The organism is Pediococcus inopinatus (assembly GCF_002982135.1).
GTDB lineage: Bacteria > Bacillota > Bacilli > Lactobacillales > Lactobacillaceae > Pediococcus > Pediococcus inopinatus.
Window position 1 is genome coordinate 382,187 of the sequence record NZ_CP019981.1, and the last position, 18,360, is coordinate 400,546.

Below are 18,360 nucleotides of genomic sequence, written 5' to 3' on the forward strand. Positions count from 1 at the left end.
GACGAAAAATCAGGTATCATTGAAGTTCCAACACTAAACAATGAGAGAGGTTTTCGTCTTGACGCAACAACAGCTTACCACAAATCGTCAAAAGGGTCACCACTTAACTCAAATTGAACGTGGAATGATTGCTTCTCTACACTCCGAAGGCCATTCTGCACGCCAGATTGCATCTATTATCGGTGTTAGTCATCAAACCATTAATAATGAGCTTTCTCGTGGCACTATTAAGCAGGTTAAGAAGATTAACGGAGAGAAGCACTACCTTAAGGTTTATTGTCCTGAAGCAGCTCAGGCTCGCTATGAGGAGAACCGGTCCAATAGTAGACGTCCATTAAAGTTTAAGCAAGTCACCGACTTCCTAGCCTACTTTGATGACAAGTTTCACACGGAGCACTGGTCACCCGACGCAACGGTAGGATATGCTAAAAAGCACCGTTTATTTTCACCTCATAAGATGATTTGTGCGAAGACACTGTACAACTATATTGATGCACAATTATTGGAGATCCGCAATATCGATCTTGTGGAGAAAGTAAGACGCCGAATGGCTCATCATAAAACAACGAAAGTTAAACGGCTGGCCGGTTCTAAAAGTATTGATGAACGCCCCAAGAAGGTCAATAACCGTCATGAGTTTGGACATTTTGAAATTGATACCGTTGTTGGTGAGCGTAATGGTAGCCAGAGCATCTTGTTGACTTTCACAGAGCGTAAAACACGCTTTGAAATAGTCTGCTTGATTGAGGGTAAAGACGCAGATTCAGTATCGTATGCATTGCGAAATATTGTTAATCAATATGGTGATATTATCAAGACCGTGACGGCAGATAATGGTACTGAGTTTACGACCTTAGAGACTGCACTGAATGGCATAGCTGACACTTATTTTGCCCACCCGTACACATCTTCAGAACGAGGCACTAATGAAGTTCATAATCGGATGCTTCGTCGCTATTTTCCCAAGGGGCAATCACTCGACATTGCCACTCCAAGCCAAGTTCAGATTGCTCAATCGCATCTGAACAACCTGCCTCGGCGAATTTTAAAGTTCAAAACACCAGCCGAAGCTTTTGAAAGAGAAGTCAAGCGTGCTCGCAAGGCTCATACTGCTTAGCTTTCTTCAATTGAAACTCACTGAAACCTTTCCGCCAGCTGTCTTCGCCTGCGCTGGCTAACTTGCACTTGCAATTTGCGGCTAAATTTAAAAACTATTAAAGCAAAAAATATTCAAAGCCTTCCTGGCGTAGGAATACAAGGCGAAATTAATAAAAAAAATATGACGATTGTTAATGAAAAGTATTTGCGTGAAAATAAAATCAAGTACGACAAAAATACAGCCAGTAAGTTAGCGTCTGCTGGTAACACAGTTAGTTTTCTCCTTGTTGCAAATATTAATGTTGGTTTTGTGGCCCAAGGTGACCAAATTAAACCAGCGTCAATAGCATTGATCAATGGACTTAAAGCACAGCATATTCGTCCAGTTATGTTGACTGGAGATAATCAACAGGTGGCACAGCAAGTGGCTGAACGTCTTGGAATTGATCGACAGGATGTTCATGCCGAATTAAAGCCTGATGATAAGGAGAAGATAGTTAAGCAATATCAAGATAAGGGGTTTAAGGTTGCTATGGTTGGTGACGGTGTTAACGACGCGCCAAGTCTGGTTCGGGCAAATGTTGGGATTGCAATTGGTGCTGGAACCGATGTAGCGGTTGATTCTGCCGATATTGTTTTGGTACGAAGTGATCCGGCTGACATACTGAACTTTCTAAAGTTGGCAAAGCATACGACTAGAAAAATGGTACAAAACTTGTGGTTTGGTGCAGGGTATAACATTTTTGCTATTCCATTAGCTGCCGGAGTATTGGCATTTGCAGGAATTGTATTAAGCCCAGCTTTAGGTGCTGTTCTTATGGGGCTTTCAACTATTATTGTTGCTATCAACGCGCAGACATTACGAATTGGCAAGTAAGTGCGAGGAGGGATTGATGTGCAACGCAAACGGCTTTATTTAATACTCATTGGCTTTATTATTATCGTGATCGGACTCAATGTGTTTTGGTTAATTAAATTTAAGCAATCGCCAGTTAAAGCAGGAATGATGCCAAATACAAGCTCACAAATCACTAATAATAAGGAAAAACAAAGAATATTGAACATTCCTCCTGTATTAAAACCAGATTCAACTGATGCTAACAATGTTTATTACACTTTGCGAGCACAAACAGGTATGACACAGTTAGTATCTGGGGAAAAAACAAAAACGTATGGTTATAATGGCCCATTTCTCGGCCCAACGATTCGAGTTGAAAGAGGGCAGAATATCCATATTCATACTCAAAACCGTTTAAAACAAGCAACTTCTTTTCATTGGCATGGTGCTATTTTAGATGATTCAAGTGATGGTGGTCCACATCAAACAGTTGCAGCAGGACAGAACAAGTTGATAAGTTTTAAAGTTAATCAACCTGCTGCTACGCTCTGGTATCATCCTCATGCTGTTGGTAGTACGGCTAGTCAAGTTTACAATGGACTAGCTGGTTTTTTGTTAGTTGATGACCAAAATAGTCGGCAACTAAAACTACCTAGAAATTATGGCAAAGATGATTTTCCAATTGTAGTACAAGATCGAAGCTTTGATAAAAATAATCAGTTAGATTATAAAAAAATTGTATCTAGTAATGGTACGTTGGGTAATACGTTACTAATAAACGGTACTCAAAATCCATATATCGAAACAACTACTAAATATGTTCGGTTACGCTTATTAAATGGTTCCAATGCTCGTGAATATACCTTTAAATTAGATGATCGTAGTTCCTTTTACCAGATTAGTACTGATGGAGGATTTTTGAAAAAACCGGTCCAAGAAAATAAAATTACGCTTGCACCGGGTGAACGAGCCGAAATCGTTGTTGATTTAGGTCACTATTCACAGGGAAGTCAGGTCAAACTCAAGTCGGCAGACAGCAACATTCTGACGATGAAGGTGAAGAATAATCATGACGGGGAAACAAAATTACCACGACAACTGACTAATCTTCAGACAGTCACTAAGTCAGGACAAAAAGTAACACAAAATATTGCTTTATCGGATATGGGACATATGGTAAGCATCAATAATAGGCAGTTTTCAATGAATCGAATTGATTTGAAAGTAAAGCAAAATACGACGCAGGTTTGGAAGATCCGCAATAAAAATAATATGATGGGTGAAATTCATCCTTTTCATATCCATGGTGTTCAGTTTCGATTATTGAGTATTAATAACAACGCATCACCAAGCAACATGCACGGTTGGAAAGATACGATCATGACAAGACCGGGTAACCAATACAAGATTTTGATTAAATTCACACAAACCGGAGTTTTCATGTATCATTGTCACAATCTTGAACATGAAGAGGCTGGAATGATGGGTCAAATTAGAGTTGTGCCGTAAATATTACTTAATTCGCTTAATGAAATTAAGCCAAGTTTGTCTAATGGCATCAAGCTGTTGCGGTGGAATTAAGCCTAGCATCATGATAAATAGTAACAATGGGCAGAGGATAATCAGAAGAATTGTTGCTAGCATCCACATATTTATTCACTTCTTTTTCTTTTTGATAATTATGCCAGATGTGTATGGAGATTATATGCAAAATATATGGAGGTAGAAAAATTTGACAAAAATTTTAGTTGTTGACGATGAAAAGAAAATTGTAGATATTGTTACCGCCTATCTAATTGCGCAAAAATTTGAAGTTGAAGTAGCCTATTCTGGAACGGAGGCCTTAACAAAGTTTTATAAGGGACAGCCTAATTTAGTAGTGCTTGATCTTATGCTGCCAGATTTGGATGGTAATGAAGTAACTAAAAGAATACGGCAGGATAGTAAAACACCAATAATTATGTTGACTGCCAAATCAAGCGATGAAAGTATTGTTAATGGACTAAAATCTGGAGCAGATGATTATGTGGTTAAACCTTTTAGTCCACGAGTAGTAGTGGAACGGATAAAAACTGTACTGCGACGTGTCACAGAGGAACAAGTAGAAAAAGTACTTTCTTTTAATAAGGGACAGTTAAAAATAAAACTAGAATCTCAGCAAGTTTTTGTTTGCGACGCAGAAATTGCACTCACACATACAGAGTACGATATTCTGTCAACAATGGCGACCTATTATAGACAAATATTCACTCGTGAACAGTTGATTGATTCAACAAGAGGTATTGACTATGACGGATTAGACCGAATGATTGACTCACATATTAAAAATTTAAGGCGGAAAATTGAAGATGATAGTACTAAGCCAGTTTTTATAATAACTGTTCATGGCCGCGGTTATCGTTTTGGTGGGAGTAAAGACGAATGAAGCGGCAGATTCGAACACAGCTAATAATCTCTTTTCTATTTTTGGTGTTGTTGATTGTTGGTTCAATTAGTTTAATGACAGTAAGCCTGGTCAGTGATCATTTTGATAAATATGTGCAACAAAAACATGATACAACGCTCACTGCATATAAAAATGAATTAATGGTTAGTTATCTGACTAGCAATGGTACTTGGAAACAATCTAAAGTTAAAAAGATTGGTGCTAGAGCACTACAGGATGGCCTTATTTTAGTTTTAAAAGACGCTGATAATAAAATCGTATGGGAACCAAGTCAGACCTTGTTACATAAGGCCACTAATGCTAAAAATATCGATAGTATGAATAAAACGACTGAGGCCATCAAGATTAATTCTAAACAAATTGCCCAAGCACAATTCTCACATAATGATGCTTTAGGTTATACACGACATGATGTGGCGTTTATCAATGATTTACGAATTAGTTTGGCCGGTATCTCGGCCTTTGTTTTTTTAGTCGCGATAATTATTGCGGTATGGATAGCCCGTGATCTAAGTAAGCCGTTACGACAAATTGTATCCTTTACTCAAGCGGTTGCATCTGGTGATTATCGAAATCAATTACCACAACAAACCCAAATTGTAGAAATAAACGCGCTAATAAATGTAACTAATGAGCTCTCACGTCAGTTATCCAAGAATCAGGCTCTGAGAGAACGCTTATCTTCCGATATTGCTCATGAATTACGAACGCCTTTAACAACGATCCAAGGTTCGTTAGAGGCGATGATCGATGGTATTTGGCCAATTAGTGAGGCTAGGTTGGTTAGTTTAAATGATGAAGTCATAAGGCTGACCCACTTAATCAATAACATTGAAAATATCGCTTCAATTGAACATAGTGAGGATAAGTTAATTAAGGTTGATACAGATCTTAGTAAATTAATACAACAAGTTTTAAGTAACTTTCAGAGTAACCTTGAAGAGAAAAAAATAACACTTGATTATCATACTGAGAAAGTTATTGCCGTGATAGATCCAGACAAAATAAATCAGGTTATTACAAATTTATTGTCAAACGCCATAAAATTTACACAAACAAGAGGCAAAATAATAATTAAGTTAAAACGAATATCGGATAACATTGTTTTGACTGTAGAAGATAATGGTAGTGGTATTGCGGAAAAAGACGTACCACATATATTTGATCACTTCTATATGGCTGATCCAGCACGAAATCGACAACAAGGTGGGCAAGGAATTGGTTTAGCAATCGTTAAGACAATTGTGGTGGCTCATGGTGGCTCAGTTTCTGTTGATAGTAAATTAGGTATTGGGACGATTTTTACAGTTAAACTACCATTAAATAACTAAGAGGGGATGATTATATGGGGGCATTAAATCCGATTGCGTTTAAACTAGGACCTTTTCTGGTTCATTGGTATGGCATTATTATTGCTAGTGGTGCAGTGCTTGGCGTACTACTTGCAATTAAAGAGACTAAGCAGCAAAAGATTTCTGCGGATGATATTTATGATCTGATACTCTGGGCTTTACCAATTGGCCTGATAGGTGCACGACTTTATTATGTTATTTTTGAATGGTCGTATTATTCGCAACATTTAAATGAGATCATTGCAATTTGGCAAGGCGGAATTGCAATTTATGGCGGTTTGATTGCTGGTGGTATTACATTGATTATCTTCTGCCGGCGACGTGGCCTGTCAATTTGGCAAGTTTTAGATGTTGTTACGCCAGGCATCATGCTAGGACAAGTTATTGGGAGATGGGGGAATTTTATTAATCAGGAAGCTTTTGGTACTGTCGTCTCACGTGGCTTTCTGCAGCAGCTCCATTTACCCAATTTTATCGTACAGCAGATGTATATCGGTGGTGCGTATCATCAACCGACATTTCTATATGAATCGGTATGGAATCTTATTGGATTGATTTTACTTATTAGCTTACGACATAAAAAAGGGCTTTTTAAACGAGGAGAAATTGCGTTAAGCTATGCAATTTGGTATTCGTTTGGTCGATTTTTTGTTGAAGGAATGCGGACTGATAGCCTGTACCTATTTGGACAAGTACGAGTCTCACAATTATTATCATTAGTTATTTTTGTTGTTATGATAATTATCTTCGTTTATCGACGAAAGCAACAAAAGATCTCTAATTATTTAATCAGCTGACCAATATTTGATAGAGGATGATGCTAAATTATGATTAATTTATATTTTCATACCAGTGATCCAGCAAAAAGAAAAATGTTGGATTGGTTTCGTTGTCAAAAAATAGAAACACAAACCAGAAATATTATGCAAAAACGCTTAACAAAATTAGAAATTAGACATTTATTTTTGCTGTCTGATAATGGTAGTGATGATTTAATTGCAACACGTTCAAAGACTGCTCGAGAATATACTTTCGATAATAGTTTAACCTTTGATCAATTAGTTACTATCGTGTATAAGCATCCTAAAATCATGAAAAATCCAATTGCTTTTAATGAGAATAATTTAATTTCTGGATTTAATCTTGAAGATATCGGTGTTTTCATACCACGAATACAGCGTAAACGTGAGCGCTTGTCACTGTTTAGTAAATTATATACCGTGGAGTTTGGTTAAGGAGATTACAACAACAATCAGTTCCGAAAAGAAACTAAAATTTTTTAATTTTTGTGTTTACAAATGTAAACAATAGAGGTATGGTGATTTGTGTTTACAAGTGTAAATTAAGCGAGGAGTGATTAATCTGAATAAAAATAATCTAACGTACATGACGCCTTCTGAATGGGAGGTGATGCGCATCATTTGGACTAAGAGAAGTATAAGTAGCCTTGATGTTATTGAAGTGATGCAGCGAAAACGTGATTGGTCGGAATCTACAATCAAAACTTTACTTGGTCGGTTAACTAAAAAAAATATTTTGGCGACAACTAAAGAAGGTCGTCATTTTAATTATCGACCTACTGTGCCGGAAACAACCGCAATGGACAAAACTGTGGCTGAATTATTTCAACATCTCTGTGATATGAAAAAAGGAGCCGGCATCATTAATCTGTTAGCTAAGTTAAATCTTAGTAAAGGTGATATTGAGCGTATGCAGGCTCAGCTTGATAAAAAACTAAAGGATGCGCCTTGGATCTGAGTCAAGAATCCGGACACGTTTATGTATAATTTAAGCGACTAATTCTTCCTTTTCATTCGGGGTTAAATAATCAATGGCACTATGAATCCGATCATTGTTGTAAAAGCTCTCAATGTAGCTAAATAAAGCCACATTTGCTTCATCAAAATTTTGGTAATGGGTCTGATAAACTTCCTCTTTTTTTAAGCTGGCATGGAATGACTCCAGAACTGAATTGTCATATGGACAACCGCGCTTGCTATAAGAGTGCTGGATATGGCGTTGTCGTAGAAGTTCTTCAAAGGTGGTGCTGCGGTATTGACTGCCTAAATCGGTATGAATGATCAACTGGTCTGTTACTTTTCTGGTTTCAAAAGCTTGTTTTAAAGTGTCGAGCACTAGATCGGCAGTCATGTGACGACTCAACTTGTGGGCAATGATTTTACGTGAATACAGATCCTGGATGCTTGATAAATAACACCAGCCATCAGCTTTGGTGTGAACGTAAGTGATATCGGCACACCATTTTTGATTTGGTGCTGTCGTGCTAAAATCCTGAGCGAGCAGGTTCGGATAATTCGCTTCGTCGATATTATTTGCTTGTTGGTAATGCCACTTCTTTAGGGTGATCGATTTAAGTTCCATTTGGCGCATTAAACGCTGAACTAACTTGATGCTTGCGGCTAGTCCCTCTTTTTTCAATTCCTTTAAAATCTTAGGAGCGCCATAGACCCGACGGTGATTATAATAAATGCGCTTGATCGCTTGGCAGAGCGTCTTTCGATGTTCTGCTTGTGGTGAGATATAATGATTCTGTTGATCATAATACGTGGAACGAGGGACTTGTAGTACCTGACAGATCTCCTTAATGCGATGTTGCTTTAGATTTGGTTTGATTGCGGCTTGCCAATCTTCCGAGCTTACTTTTTGGCGAATATGGTTAAGGCTTTTTTTAAGATATCATTCTCACTTTCAAGCCGATTAAGACGCTTCTGTAGCGCTAAAATATCAGCTTTCGAGGCACCAGTTTCTTTGTCCTCTTTGTATAAATTGATCCATTTGTAAATAGTGACATTTGCAATACCATATTCATTTGTAAGCTCAACTACCGAGGTGCCATCCTGGTAGAGTTTAACGATCATTTTTTTGAAATCAACTGAGTATTTCTGTTTAGACATCAGAACACGATCCTTCCTATAATGGCATTATACTAAATCGTGTCCATAGATTCATACTACATCCACCTAGCACAATTAACTGCAACTGTTTGTCTAGTGGAAAAAATGATTGTTATATAACTGATTGAAAAATAATTTTTTACAAGAAGGAAGTCTGATTATGGATAAAATTTTGGTAACAATAATAGCCGGTCTACTAGTTGGTTTTATTGTCTGGTGGTTCTTCGGCAAACATGTGACTAAGGAGGTTGCGGCCGATGTAACAGGTAATGAACAAGATGTTAGTGTGATCGTTAATGGCGGTTATACACCTAGTACTGTAGTTTTGAAACGTGGTATTCCTGCCCAAATTACGTTTAACCGTAAAGATCCCTCAAGCTGTTTAGAACAAGTTGTTTTCGAAGACTTCGGCATCAATGATTTTTTGCCACAGAATAAGGATCATGCAATCGACATTGATACAAGTAAACCTGGTGAATACAGCTATGCCTGTGGAATGAACATGTTTCATGGGAAGGTGATCGTTAAATAGAAAGTTTAGCTCATAAAAATATTGGAGGAGTTATTATGGTAGAAAAGAAACAAAGTATTGTGGTAGTTGTTGATGGTGGCTATCATCCAGATACAGTGAAACTAACCAAAGGAATTCCTGCAGAAATTATTTTTAAGCGGATCAGTGATAAGGGATGTGTAGATACGATTGTATTTCCAAAACTTGGTATCAAGCGTTTCTTACCAATAAACGAACAACAAATTTTCTCGATTAATACAGATAAGGCTGGCGAATATCAATTTCATTGTGGGATGGATATGGCCTACGGAAAGGTGATTATAAAATGAGTATAAGAAATCGATTTATATTTTCTTTGATTGTTTCTACTCCAATATTAATAAATATGGTCGCTAGTCCTTTTGGCTTCGGGTTACCAGGAGGTATGTGGACGCAGTTTCTACTGACAACTGCAGTAATGGCCGTCTCTGGCCGAGCATTTATACAAAGTGCTTGGGCATCATTTCGGCATCACCATGCTAATATGGACACTTTAGTAGCGATTGGCACGGGAACGGCCTATTTATATAGTATTTATGCAATGTTTAGTAACCAAGACGTTTTCTTCGAAGATGCAGCCCTTGTCATCACCTTAATTTTATTGGGCCAAGTTTTTGAAGAAAATATGAAACGTAATGCATCTGGTGCTGTGGCAAAGCTATTGGATTTACAAGCGAAAGAAGCCGAAGTTTTGCGTGGTGGCGAAATTATTAAAGTTCCAATGGCTGAAGTTGTCGTAGGCGATATTCTTCGTGTTAAACCAGGACAAAAAATTGCTGTAGATGGCGTAATTACTGAAGGTAGTTCGACAATTGATGAGTCAATGGTTACAGGTGAAAGTATGCCGACTGAGAAAAAAGTTGACGATACGGTAATTGGCTCAACAATGAATAGTACTGGAACATTTATGTTTAAGGCCAGTAAAGTAGGCAATGATACATTACTAGCACAAATTGTTGAAATGGTCAAAAAAGCTCAAACTAGTCATGCACCAATTCAAAAAACTGTTGATAAGATTTCCGATATTTTTGTTCCTGCTGTTTTAATTATTGCAATTCTGGCCTTTTTTGTTTGGTATGTTTTACTTGGAGCCAGCGTAGTAACTGCCATGCTATTTACCGTTTCTGTAATCATTATTGCTTGCCCTTGTGCATTAGGAATTGCTACGCCAACGGCCTTGATGGTTGGTACCGGACGCAGTGCTAAGATGGGCATTCTAATTAAAAACGGTGAAGTGTTGGAGGCTGTCAATACAATTAAAACGGTTGTTTTTGATAAAACAGGTACGATTACAGTTGGAAAACCAAAAGTAACGGATATTATTGGTGATGAACAAATGGTACTTGACGTAGCAGCTAATCTTGAAGCTTCTTCGGAGCATCCTTTAGCAGCAGCTGTGCTAGAAAAAGCTAAGGAACAAGGCATCACACCCAACGCTGCACAAAATTTCAAGGCAATCGAGGGTAAAGGTGTACAAGCACAGATCAATGGTAAAAAAGCCTTCATTGGTAATGATAAATTACTTGATAATTATAATCTTACTGATCAATTAACAGCTAAAATGGTACAGTTGCAAAGCGAAGCCAAAACAGTGGTAATTGTTGGCTACGACGATAAAATTGTTGGGTTAATTGCTATTCAAGATGCGCCAAAGCAAAGCTCAGCTACAGCAATTGCGGCCTTGAAGAAACGTGGCTTACGTCCAGTTATGTTAACTGGTGATAACGAACGGGTTGCTCGGGCAATTGCTGATCAGGTTGGCATTGATGAAGTAATTGCCGATGTACTACCTGGTGATAAGGCAGATCATGTTAAACAGCTTCAACAACAGGCACCAGTTGCGTTTGTTGGTGATGGTATTAACGATGCACCGGCATTAACAACAGCTGACGTTGGAATCGCCATGGGATCAGGAACAGATATTGCGATTGAATCAGGCGGTATTATCTTAGTTAAAAATAACTTATTGGATGTTGTTAATGCACTTGAATTAAGTCAAAAGACGTTTAATCGAATTAAGCTGAACTTGTTCTGGGCATTTATATATAATTCACTGGGCATTCCTGTCGCTGCTGGTATTTTTGTCGGACTTGGTTTGATCTTAAGCCCAGAGCTGGCTGGTTTGGGGATGGCATTGAGTTCATTATCAGTTGTTGCGAGCTCGTTGATGCTTAATAAAACCAAGTTAACCACTGTAACTGCGTGAGATTGGAGGTCATAAAGTGGAAAATCAAAATTCAAAGAAATCTACAGTAATAACAGTTGCTGTAGCAGTTATCTATACTATTGTTGCAATTTTTGCTGGAATACTCTTGTTAAATTAATTAAATTAACTACGAGTTTGAATTAAAGAAGTAGAAATTTAAATCTTGTTATACTGCTTTTGGTATTGGTTTAATTTTCTGGGATTTCATTAAACGATAACGATAAATGTAGAGTTTTTTTGAGAGGATGAGAGCAATGCAATCTCGAAGATTTAAGCCTTGGTGGGTTGTTTTAGTAGTATCTTTAGGCATTTTTGCTGTTATAGGAGCGATTAGTGTCGATACCTATAATAATTTAGCTAAACAGAATCAAGAAGTTGAAGCGCAATGGAGTCAAGTAGAGAACGTGATGCAACGACGCTATGATTTAATTCCAAACTTGGTAAGTGCAGTTAAAGGCAGCATGAATCAGGAACAGAAGGTTTTTGGTCAAATTGCTGATGCACGGAAGAGTTATGGCAGCGCGACAACAGTTAAGGAAAAGGCTAATGCTGATAATAAAGTCAATAGTTCAGTTGGTACTTTGATCAATGTGATCCAAGAAAATTATCCTAATTTGAAGTCGAATACCAATGTTGCGACGTTAATGACCCAACTAGAGGGATCTGAAAATCGTATTGCGGTTGAACGGCGTCGTTATATTCAGCAAGTTAAGACTTATAATCAAAGTGTGGTTACTTTTCCTAAAAATATTTTTGCATCTACAATGGGCTTAGGTAAAAAGACTGAATTTAAAGCAAATTCAAATGCAAGCAAGGCTCCTAAAGTTGATTTTAACAACTAGGAAGTGGACACAGTGAAACGAAAAAAGACGAATATCTGGCTGTGGTTATTATTATTACCATTTTTGTCACTGTTCCAAACTACTCTTGTTCAGGCAGCCAGTTTACCTAATACGCCAGCTGAAAATTATTTTGACCAAGTGAATTTGTTAGATTCACAGACACAAAATTTAGTTAATGCTAAGAACCAACAATATGAAGGAACTAAGGCTAAACCACAAATTATGTTGGCTGTGGTAAAATCTACTGGCGATACTGATATAGACCAGTATGCAGCTGATTTATTTTCAAAATGGAGAATTGGTCAAAAGAACTCGGATAATGGTATTCTAATTCTTTACGCCTTAAACGGTGGTAAACGTAATGTTCGTATCGAGGTTGGTTATGGATTAGAAGATGTGGTTACAGATAGCCAATCTGGACAAATTTTGAACAATAATACGGTACAATTGAAATCCACTTCCTCTACAATCGTAAACCAGGGATTACAGAAAACATTCGATAGCGTAGCAACATTAGTTGATAAACATTATGGCTATAAAAATAATAAAAGTGCAATTTCTGGTAATGAAAATCAGAATGTAGTGAAATCTGATCGTAATCTTTTCAATTGGAAAAATATTTTGCAACTAATCGCTTTGCTTATTTTTATCGGTTTTATAATCAGTCCTTGGGGTCGCAGTTGGCAATTCTGGTCAATAATAGCTTGGCTTTTCAATAATAATAATGATCATTTTGGTGGCTTTGGTGGTGGTTCTTCAGGTGGTGGTGGATCCTCTGGCGGTGGTGGTGCAAGCATTTAGATTCTAGAATATTTAAGATTTATTTTCCGTTTATTTTTCCATTTGGAATACCGAGATAATATTTACGCTTAAAATATCGTAGTATTTGCGGACTATGATGTAATAATAGTTATTTATAGTTTCTAAAAAGCAAAAGTGTGAAAAAGAGAGATGAAAATAGTTGATTATTTTTAGTGAATTATTGCAGCAAACGCCAAGTGTATCTGCAATATCGCATTCGAGAATTGGTGTAGAGCGCGAAAGCCAGCGAGTAACTTTAGACGGAAAGTTAGCTGGTACTGATCACCCGATCGTATTTGGTAGTCGTCGGTTTCATCCCTATATTAAAACAGACTTTGCCGAGACACAGTTAGAAATCGTAACCCCGGTAGTGGATACTGTGAATGATTTGTTCCATTGGTTGGCTGCATTACATGATGTGGTCTACCAGTCATTACCAACTAATGAAATGTTGTGGCCTCTTAGCATGCCACCAGCATTGCCAAGTTGTGAAGATCAGATTAGCCTAGCTAAGTTACCCGACTTTAAGGATGTTTTGTATCGACGTTATTTGGCAAAAACTTATGGTCGGCGTAAACAGATGATCAGTGGCTTACATTTTAATTTTGAGCTTCCGGCTGTGTTGGTTGAAGCATTGTATCGCCAACAATGTGAAATTAAGGATCTTGCCTGTTTTAAAACAACTCTCTATTTGAAAATAGCGCGTAATTATCTGCATTACCGTTGGGTGATTACTTATTTGTTCGGTGCATCTCCTGTTGCCGAACGTAACTACTTTAAGCACCATGAAGAGAAGCCCCAGAAGATAGTTCGAAGCATTAGAAACAGTGAGTTCGGTTATCACAATAAAGAAAATGTTCAAGTATCGTTCGAATCATTGAAAATCTATCTCAGTGATATCGAATCTCAAATACGCAAAGGTAATTTACTTGAAGAGAAAGAATTTTATTCTTCAGTTAGGTTGCGCGAGAGCCAAAATATAGTCAGATGTAAACAAACAAAAATTGATTATCTTGAGTTAAGAAATATCGATATTAATCCATTTGAACGATATGGAATTAGTAAAAATCAGATTGTGTTTATGGAACTATTTATGCTATTCATGCTTTGGACAGATGAGAAGAAAAATGGTGATGATTGGATAGCAACTGGTAATCAAACCAATAATGAGGTGGCGCTTGAGTCACCATTAGCACCAACTTGTTATCGAACAAACGGCCTTAAAATAATTAATTTAATGAAAAAAATGACAAAGCAGTTGAATTTAAATGGTTATGAAGAAGTGCTACAACAGTCCCAGGACATGCTCATAGATGTTACAAAAACGATTGGTGGACGAATGACGAAGGGGTTAATGGCCACTAAACAATCGGATTTGGCAACAGCAATCGGATTAAAGAATCGTAGGGTTACCATGCAGGTACCTTATCAATTAAACGGCTTTGTCAATATGGAGCTATCAACACAAATCTTAATGTTTGATGCAATTCAAAAAGGTATTATGGTGGACATGGTCGATGAAAATGATCAGTTATTAAAACTACAATTGGGTCACCAAATTGAGTATGTTAAGAATGGTAATATGACAAGTCGAGATAGTTATATTGTGCCGCTGATCATGAAAAATAAGACGGCTACTAAAAGGATTTTGGTCACGGCGGGGTTTAATGTTCCAATCGGAGTTGAATTTGTTAACGCGGACACGGCTTTAGCGGCCTATTCAAGATTTGTGGGTGAACCGATTGTGATTAAGCCCCAGTCGGCTAATTACGGTAGGGGAGTTTCCGTATTTCAGTTTTCTCCTTCTCTAGCTGATTATCAACAAGCAATTCGGCGAGCATTTACTGAATGTTCGACTGTACTGGTTGAGAATTTTTTTGCAGGGCCTGAATATCGGTTTTTAGTAATTAATGATAAAATAAAGGCAGTATTATTACGAATTCCAGCTAATGTTATTGGTGATGGGCATCATACAGTAAAACAGTTAGTTGCAATTAAAAATAAGAGTACTTTACGTGGCCTGAATGATCGAACACCGCTTACAAAGATTTCTTTGGGTGTGGTCGAACAAGCCATGTTGAAAAGCCAAAGCCTTACGGTTGATTCAATTCCGGTGGTTGGTAAGCGCACCTATCTTAGAAAAAATTCAAATATCAGTTCCGGTGGTGATTCCATTGATGTAACTGATCAAATTGACTTTACTTACAAGGAAAAAGCTGTAGCTGCTGTGAAGTGTTTAGGTGCAAAAATATGTGGAATTGATTTGATTATTCCAGATAGATTAGTTCCGGTTTCTAGTCACGAGTCCTACTCAATTATCGAGGCCAACTACAATCCGATGATGGATATGCATTGCTATCCCTATAAGGGTAAAAAACGTCGAGTAACAGTAGACGTGTTAGAGTTCCTGTTTCCACAACTAACCAATTTGTAATGCTTCATTCAATAATGATAATAATGATGAGTACGCAAAAATAAATATATAGTAAAAGGCAATCATAATTTCCAATTTGGAGTACATCCTTTTGGAGGATCATGATTGCCTTTTTAAACGCTTGTATGTTTAAGGCTTTACAAGAGAGTTATCTGGTGTGGTAGACTTATTACTACTTTTTATCGTTATAATTAGACGGTGAGAAAGACAAATACTTTGTTGACCTGGTTTACTAATCCAACCAGTATTGACAGCAATCTGGTCTGGTGTATTGTCTTCCTTGTCTCGAATGCGTGTCCCATTAACTTCTATAATATTATATTCACCAGAGTGTGGGTGTAAGGTAAATAATTTATGTGGTTTTTTTTTTGATAATTTAATTTTTTTTGGGTCTTCGGAATATATAGTGGAATTACTTTTTTAATAGTTTAAAAACAACTGGTGTTTAAATCGGATTTTCTAGTGGGATGTTAGGACAATCAATAGTATTATAAAAGTATCAATCACATACGAGTGATACGTTGGGGAAAAAATAAAATAGTCCAATTTACTTGACCGTGTACTATGGTACACGGTTTATAATATTCATGGGGTGAAATAAGATGATTTACCGCATTAGTGAGTTTGCAGAAAAATGTGGCGTTAATAAAGAAACGATTAGATATTACGAGCGAAAAAATTTACTACAAGAACCTCACCGAACGGAAGCTGGTTATCGGATATATTCATATGATGACGTTAAGCGTGTTGGGTTTATTAAACGAATACAGGAACTTGGATTTTCTTTAAACGAGATTTATAAATTACTTGGTGTTGTAGATAAAGATGAAGTTCGTTGTCAAGATATGTTCGAATTTGTTTCTAAAAAACAAATGGAAGTTCAAAAACAAATAGAGGATTTAAAACGAATTGAAACTATGTTAGACGACTTAAAACAACGATGTCCAGATGAAAAGCAATTACATTCGTGTCCAATAATAGAAACATTAACATGAGAGATTAACGAAAGGGGCTTTATTATGAATAAATTTAAGGTAAACATTCAAGGAATGACCTGTGCGGGTTGTGAAAAACACGTTGAATCAGCACTTGAAAAGATAGGTGCTAAAAATATTGAGTCTAGTTTTCGTCGTGGTGAAGCAGTATTTGAACTACCCAATGAAATTGAGGTTGAAAGTGCAATAAAGGCGATTGATGAAGCAAATTACAAAGCCAGAGAAATTGAAGAAGTATCATCACTAGAAAACGTGGCGTTAAGTAATGAAGACAATTATGACCTTCTTATTATTGGTTCTGGTGCTGCTGCCTTTTCATCGGCAATTAAAGCTATAGAATACGGTGCAAAAGTTGGAATGATTGAGCGTGGAACGGTTGGGGGAACCTGTGTGAATATTGGCTGTGTTCCGTCAAAAACTCTTCTTAGGGCAGGGGAAATCAATCATTTATCAAAAGACAACCCGTTTATAGGTTTACAAACATCCGCTGGAGAAGTGGATTTAGCTAGTTTAATCACGCAAAAGGATAAATTGGTGAGCGAACTTCGGAATCAAAAATATGTGGATTTAATTGATGAATATAATTTTGATTTAATTAAAGGTGAAGCAAAATTCGTTGATGCTAGTACGGTTGAGGTCAATGGGGCAAAGTTATCTGCAAAACGCTTTTTAATTGCAACAGGTGCATCTCCTTCATTGCCCCAAATTTCAGGACTTGAAGAAATGGACTATTTAACTAGTACAACACTTCTTGAGTTAAAGAAAATGCCAAAACGATTAACTGCAATTGGTTCAGGATACATTGGAATGGAGCTTGGACAACTATTTCATCATTTAGGTTCAGAAATAACGCTTATGCAAAGAAGTGAGCGACTTTTAAAGGAGTATGATCCTGAGATTTCAGAGTCAGTTGAAAAAGCGTTAATTGAACAGGGGATAAGCCTTGTCAAAGGGGCAACTTTTGAGCGTGTTGTACAAAGTGGAGAGATAAAAAAGGTTTACGTAACAGTAAATGGCAGTAAAGAAGTTATTGAATCAGATCAGTTACTTGTTGCCACTGGAAGAAAACCAAATACGGATTCTTAAAATTAAGTGCGGCAGGTGTTGAAACCGGAAAAAATAATGAAATCCTGATCAATGATTTTGGTCAAACAAGTAATGAAAAGATTTATGCAGCAGGAGATGTGACGTTAGGACCGCAATTTGTATATGTAGCAGCCTATGAAGGTGGAATTATTACTGATAATGCTATCGGTGGGTTAAACAAAAAAATAGATTTATCGGTAGTTCCTGCTGTTACGTTTACGAATCCAACGGTTGCAACGGTTGGTTTAACAGAAGAACAAGCAAAAGAGAAAGGGTATGATGTGAAGACATCTGTATTACCTTTAGATGCTGTTCCAAGAGCAATTGTAAACCGTGAAACAACCGGTGTATTTAAACTAGTAGCAGATGCAGAAACACTAAAAGTATTAGGGGTTCATATTGTATCTGAGAATGCAGGAGATGTCATCTATGCAGCATCATTAGCTGTTAAATTTAACTTAACGATAGAAGATTTAACAGAAACCCTAGCACCATATTTAACAATGGCTGAAGGGCTAAAATTAGCTGCACTTACGTTCGATAAAAATGTTTCGAAATTATCTTGTTGTGCAGTCTAAGTGAACTTTTTTTACAATTCCCTATTCAAGTGAACCAGCTAATACTGTACTAAAGTGTGCAGTAGTTTAGCAAAGTCTACAAAAGGATTTCATACACTATTTTGCGATCACCCATTATATAAATGCTTTAAGGGATTTTCTAAGTGCATTTGTGGTCACAAAAATAATTTAACACTGATGATTTCGACATCAAATCTATATTTGATACCTTAACACCGC

Annotated in this window: 16 protein-coding genes and 3 pseudogenes; 16 read left to right on the top strand and 3 right to left on the bottom strand. The window is 37.1% G+C overall.

From position 1 onward, the window contains the following. Positions 1-40: 40 nt before the first annotated feature. The 8 genes and pseudogenes from PI20285_RS01880 to PI20285_RS01915 all read left to right on the top strand — a co-directional run bounded on the left by PI20285_RS01880 (position 41) and on the right by PI20285_RS01915 (position 7,492). A complete protein-coding gene (locus tag PI20285_RS01880; protein ID WP_057775409.1) occupies positions 41-1,117 on the top strand; it encodes an IS30 family transposase in 1,077 nt (358 codons plus the stop codon). An 81-nt stretch (positions 1,118-1,198) separates the two neighbouring features. Beyond that, a pseudogene (locus tag PI20285_RS01885) lies at positions 1,199-1,975 on the top strand (HAD-IC family P-type ATPase); the annotation flags it as partial. Positions 1,976-1,993: 18 nt separating this feature from the next. Continuing rightward, positions 1,994-3,445, top strand: coding sequence for a multicopper oxidase family protein (locus tag PI20285_RS01890; protein ID WP_057736512.1), 1,452 nt, complete (start codon positions 1,994-1,996; stop codon positions 3,443-3,445). 223 nt (positions 3,446-3,668) lie between these two features. Next, positions 3,669-4,361, top strand: a complete 693-nt coding sequence (locus tag PI20285_RS01895) for a response regulator transcription factor (RefSeq protein ID WP_041094421.1) — start codon at positions 3,669-3,671, stop codon at positions 4,359-4,361. Then, positions 4,358-5,713, top strand: coding sequence for a sensor histidine kinase (locus tag PI20285_RS01900; protein ID WP_225423649.1), 1,356 nt, complete (start codon positions 4,358-4,360; stop codon positions 5,711-5,713). Before PI20285_RS01895 ends, PI20285_RS01900 begins: the two co-directional genes overlap by 4 nt. 14 nt (positions 5,714-5,727) lie before the next feature. After that, positions 5,728-6,531: a prolipoprotein diacylglyceryl transferase gene (lgt, locus tag PI20285_RS01905; protein ID WP_041094419.1), complete on the top strand. Its 804-nt coding sequence runs from the start codon at positions 5,728-5,730 to the stop codon at positions 6,529-6,531. 30 nt (positions 6,532-6,561) lie between these two features. Further along, entirely contained in the window at positions 6,562-6,969 is a 408-nt protein-coding gene (locus PI20285_RS01910; RefSeq protein WP_057736513.1) for an ArsC/Spx/MgsR family protein, read from the top strand. A 151-nt stretch (positions 6,970-7,120) separates the two neighbouring features. After that, complete coding sequence (locus PI20285_RS01915; protein WP_057775412.1) at positions 7,121-7,492, top strand: CopY/TcrY family copper transport repressor; 372 nt, start codon at positions 7,121-7,123, stop codon at positions 7,490-7,492. 30 nt (positions 7,493-7,522) lie between these two features. Here the strand turns inward: PI20285_RS01915 and PI20285_RS01920 are convergent, their stop codons facing one another. Together PI20285_RS01920 and PI20285_RS01925 are read right to left on the bottom strand one after the other, a co-directional pair. Then, positions 7,523-8,407 carry an IS3 family transposase gene (locus PI20285_RS01920; protein ID WP_105782154.1) on the bottom strand — a complete coding sequence of 295 codons (885 nt, stop codon included), beginning with the start codon at positions 8,405-8,407 and terminating at the stop codon, positions 7,523-7,525. Continuing rightward, on the bottom strand, positions 8,392-8,649 hold the full coding sequence (locus PI20285_RS01925; protein WP_063698079.1) for a transposase: 258 nt from the start codon (positions 8,647-8,649) through the stop codon (positions 8,392-8,394). The genes PI20285_RS01920 and PI20285_RS01925 overlap by 16 nt, the downstream gene beginning before the upstream one ends. 160 nt (positions 8,650-8,809) lie before the next feature. Here PI20285_RS01925 and PI20285_RS01930 point away from each other — a divergent pair, with 160 nt between their 5' ends. The 6 genes from PI20285_RS01930 to gshAB all read left to right on the top strand — a co-directional run bounded on the left by PI20285_RS01930 (position 8,810) and on the right by gshAB (position 15,482). Next, positions 8,810-9,181, top strand: coding sequence for a cupredoxin domain-containing protein (locus PI20285_RS01930; RefSeq protein ID WP_041094417.1), 372 nt, complete (start codon positions 8,810-8,812; stop codon positions 9,179-9,181). A gap of 35 nt (positions 9,182-9,216) precedes the next feature. Continuing rightward, a complete protein-coding gene (locus PI20285_RS01935; RefSeq protein WP_052467356.1) occupies positions 9,217-9,489 on the top strand; it encodes a cupredoxin domain-containing protein in 273 nt (90 codons plus the stop codon). Next, a complete protein-coding gene (locus PI20285_RS01940; protein WP_041094413.1) occupies positions 9,486-11,405 on the top strand; it encodes a copper-translocating P-type ATPase in 1,920 nt (639 codons plus the stop codon). Before PI20285_RS01935 ends, PI20285_RS01940 begins: the two co-directional genes overlap by 4 nt. Positions 11,406-11,659: 254 nt before the next feature. Then, on the top strand, positions 11,660-12,247 hold the full coding sequence (locus PI20285_RS01945; protein WP_041094412.1) for a LemA family protein: 588 nt from the start codon (positions 11,660-11,662) through the stop codon (positions 12,245-12,247). A gap of 12 nt (positions 12,248-12,259) precedes the next feature. After that, the gene (locus tag PI20285_RS01950) at positions 12,260-13,048 is read left to right on the top strand and encodes a TPM domain-containing protein (protein ID WP_041094410.1); all 789 of its coding nucleotides are present in this window, start codon (positions 12,260-12,262) and stop codon (positions 13,046-13,048) included. A gap of 160 nt (positions 13,049-13,208) precedes the next feature. Further along, on the top strand, positions 13,209-15,482 hold the full coding sequence (gshAB, locus tag PI20285_RS01955) for a bifunctional glutamate--cysteine ligase GshA/glutathione synthetase GshB (protein WP_082623200.1): 2,274 nt from the start codon (positions 13,209-13,211) through the stop codon (positions 15,480-15,482). A gap of 129 nt (positions 15,483-15,611) precedes the next feature. On the opposite strand, the pseudogene PI20285_RS01960 reads toward gshAB, so the two are convergent. Then, positions 15,612-15,869 (bottom strand): annotated as a pseudogene (locus tag PI20285_RS01960) (NusG domain II-containing protein); the annotation flags it as partial. A gap of 215 nt (positions 15,870-16,084) precedes the next feature. Here PI20285_RS01960 and merR point away from each other — a divergent pair. Together merR and merA are read left to right on the top strand one after the other, a co-directional pair. Next, positions 16,085-16,477 (top strand): mercury resistance transcriptional regulator MerR, encoded by a 393-nt coding sequence (merR, locus tag PI20285_RS01965; RefSeq protein ID WP_020220203.1) that lies wholly within the window; start codon positions 16,085-16,087, stop codon positions 16,475-16,477. Positions 16,478-16,501: 24 nt separating this feature from the next. Then, a pseudogene (gene merA, locus PI20285_RS01970) lies at positions 16,502-18,141 on the top strand (mercury(II) reductase). Positions 18,142-18,360: the final 219 nt, after the last annotated feature.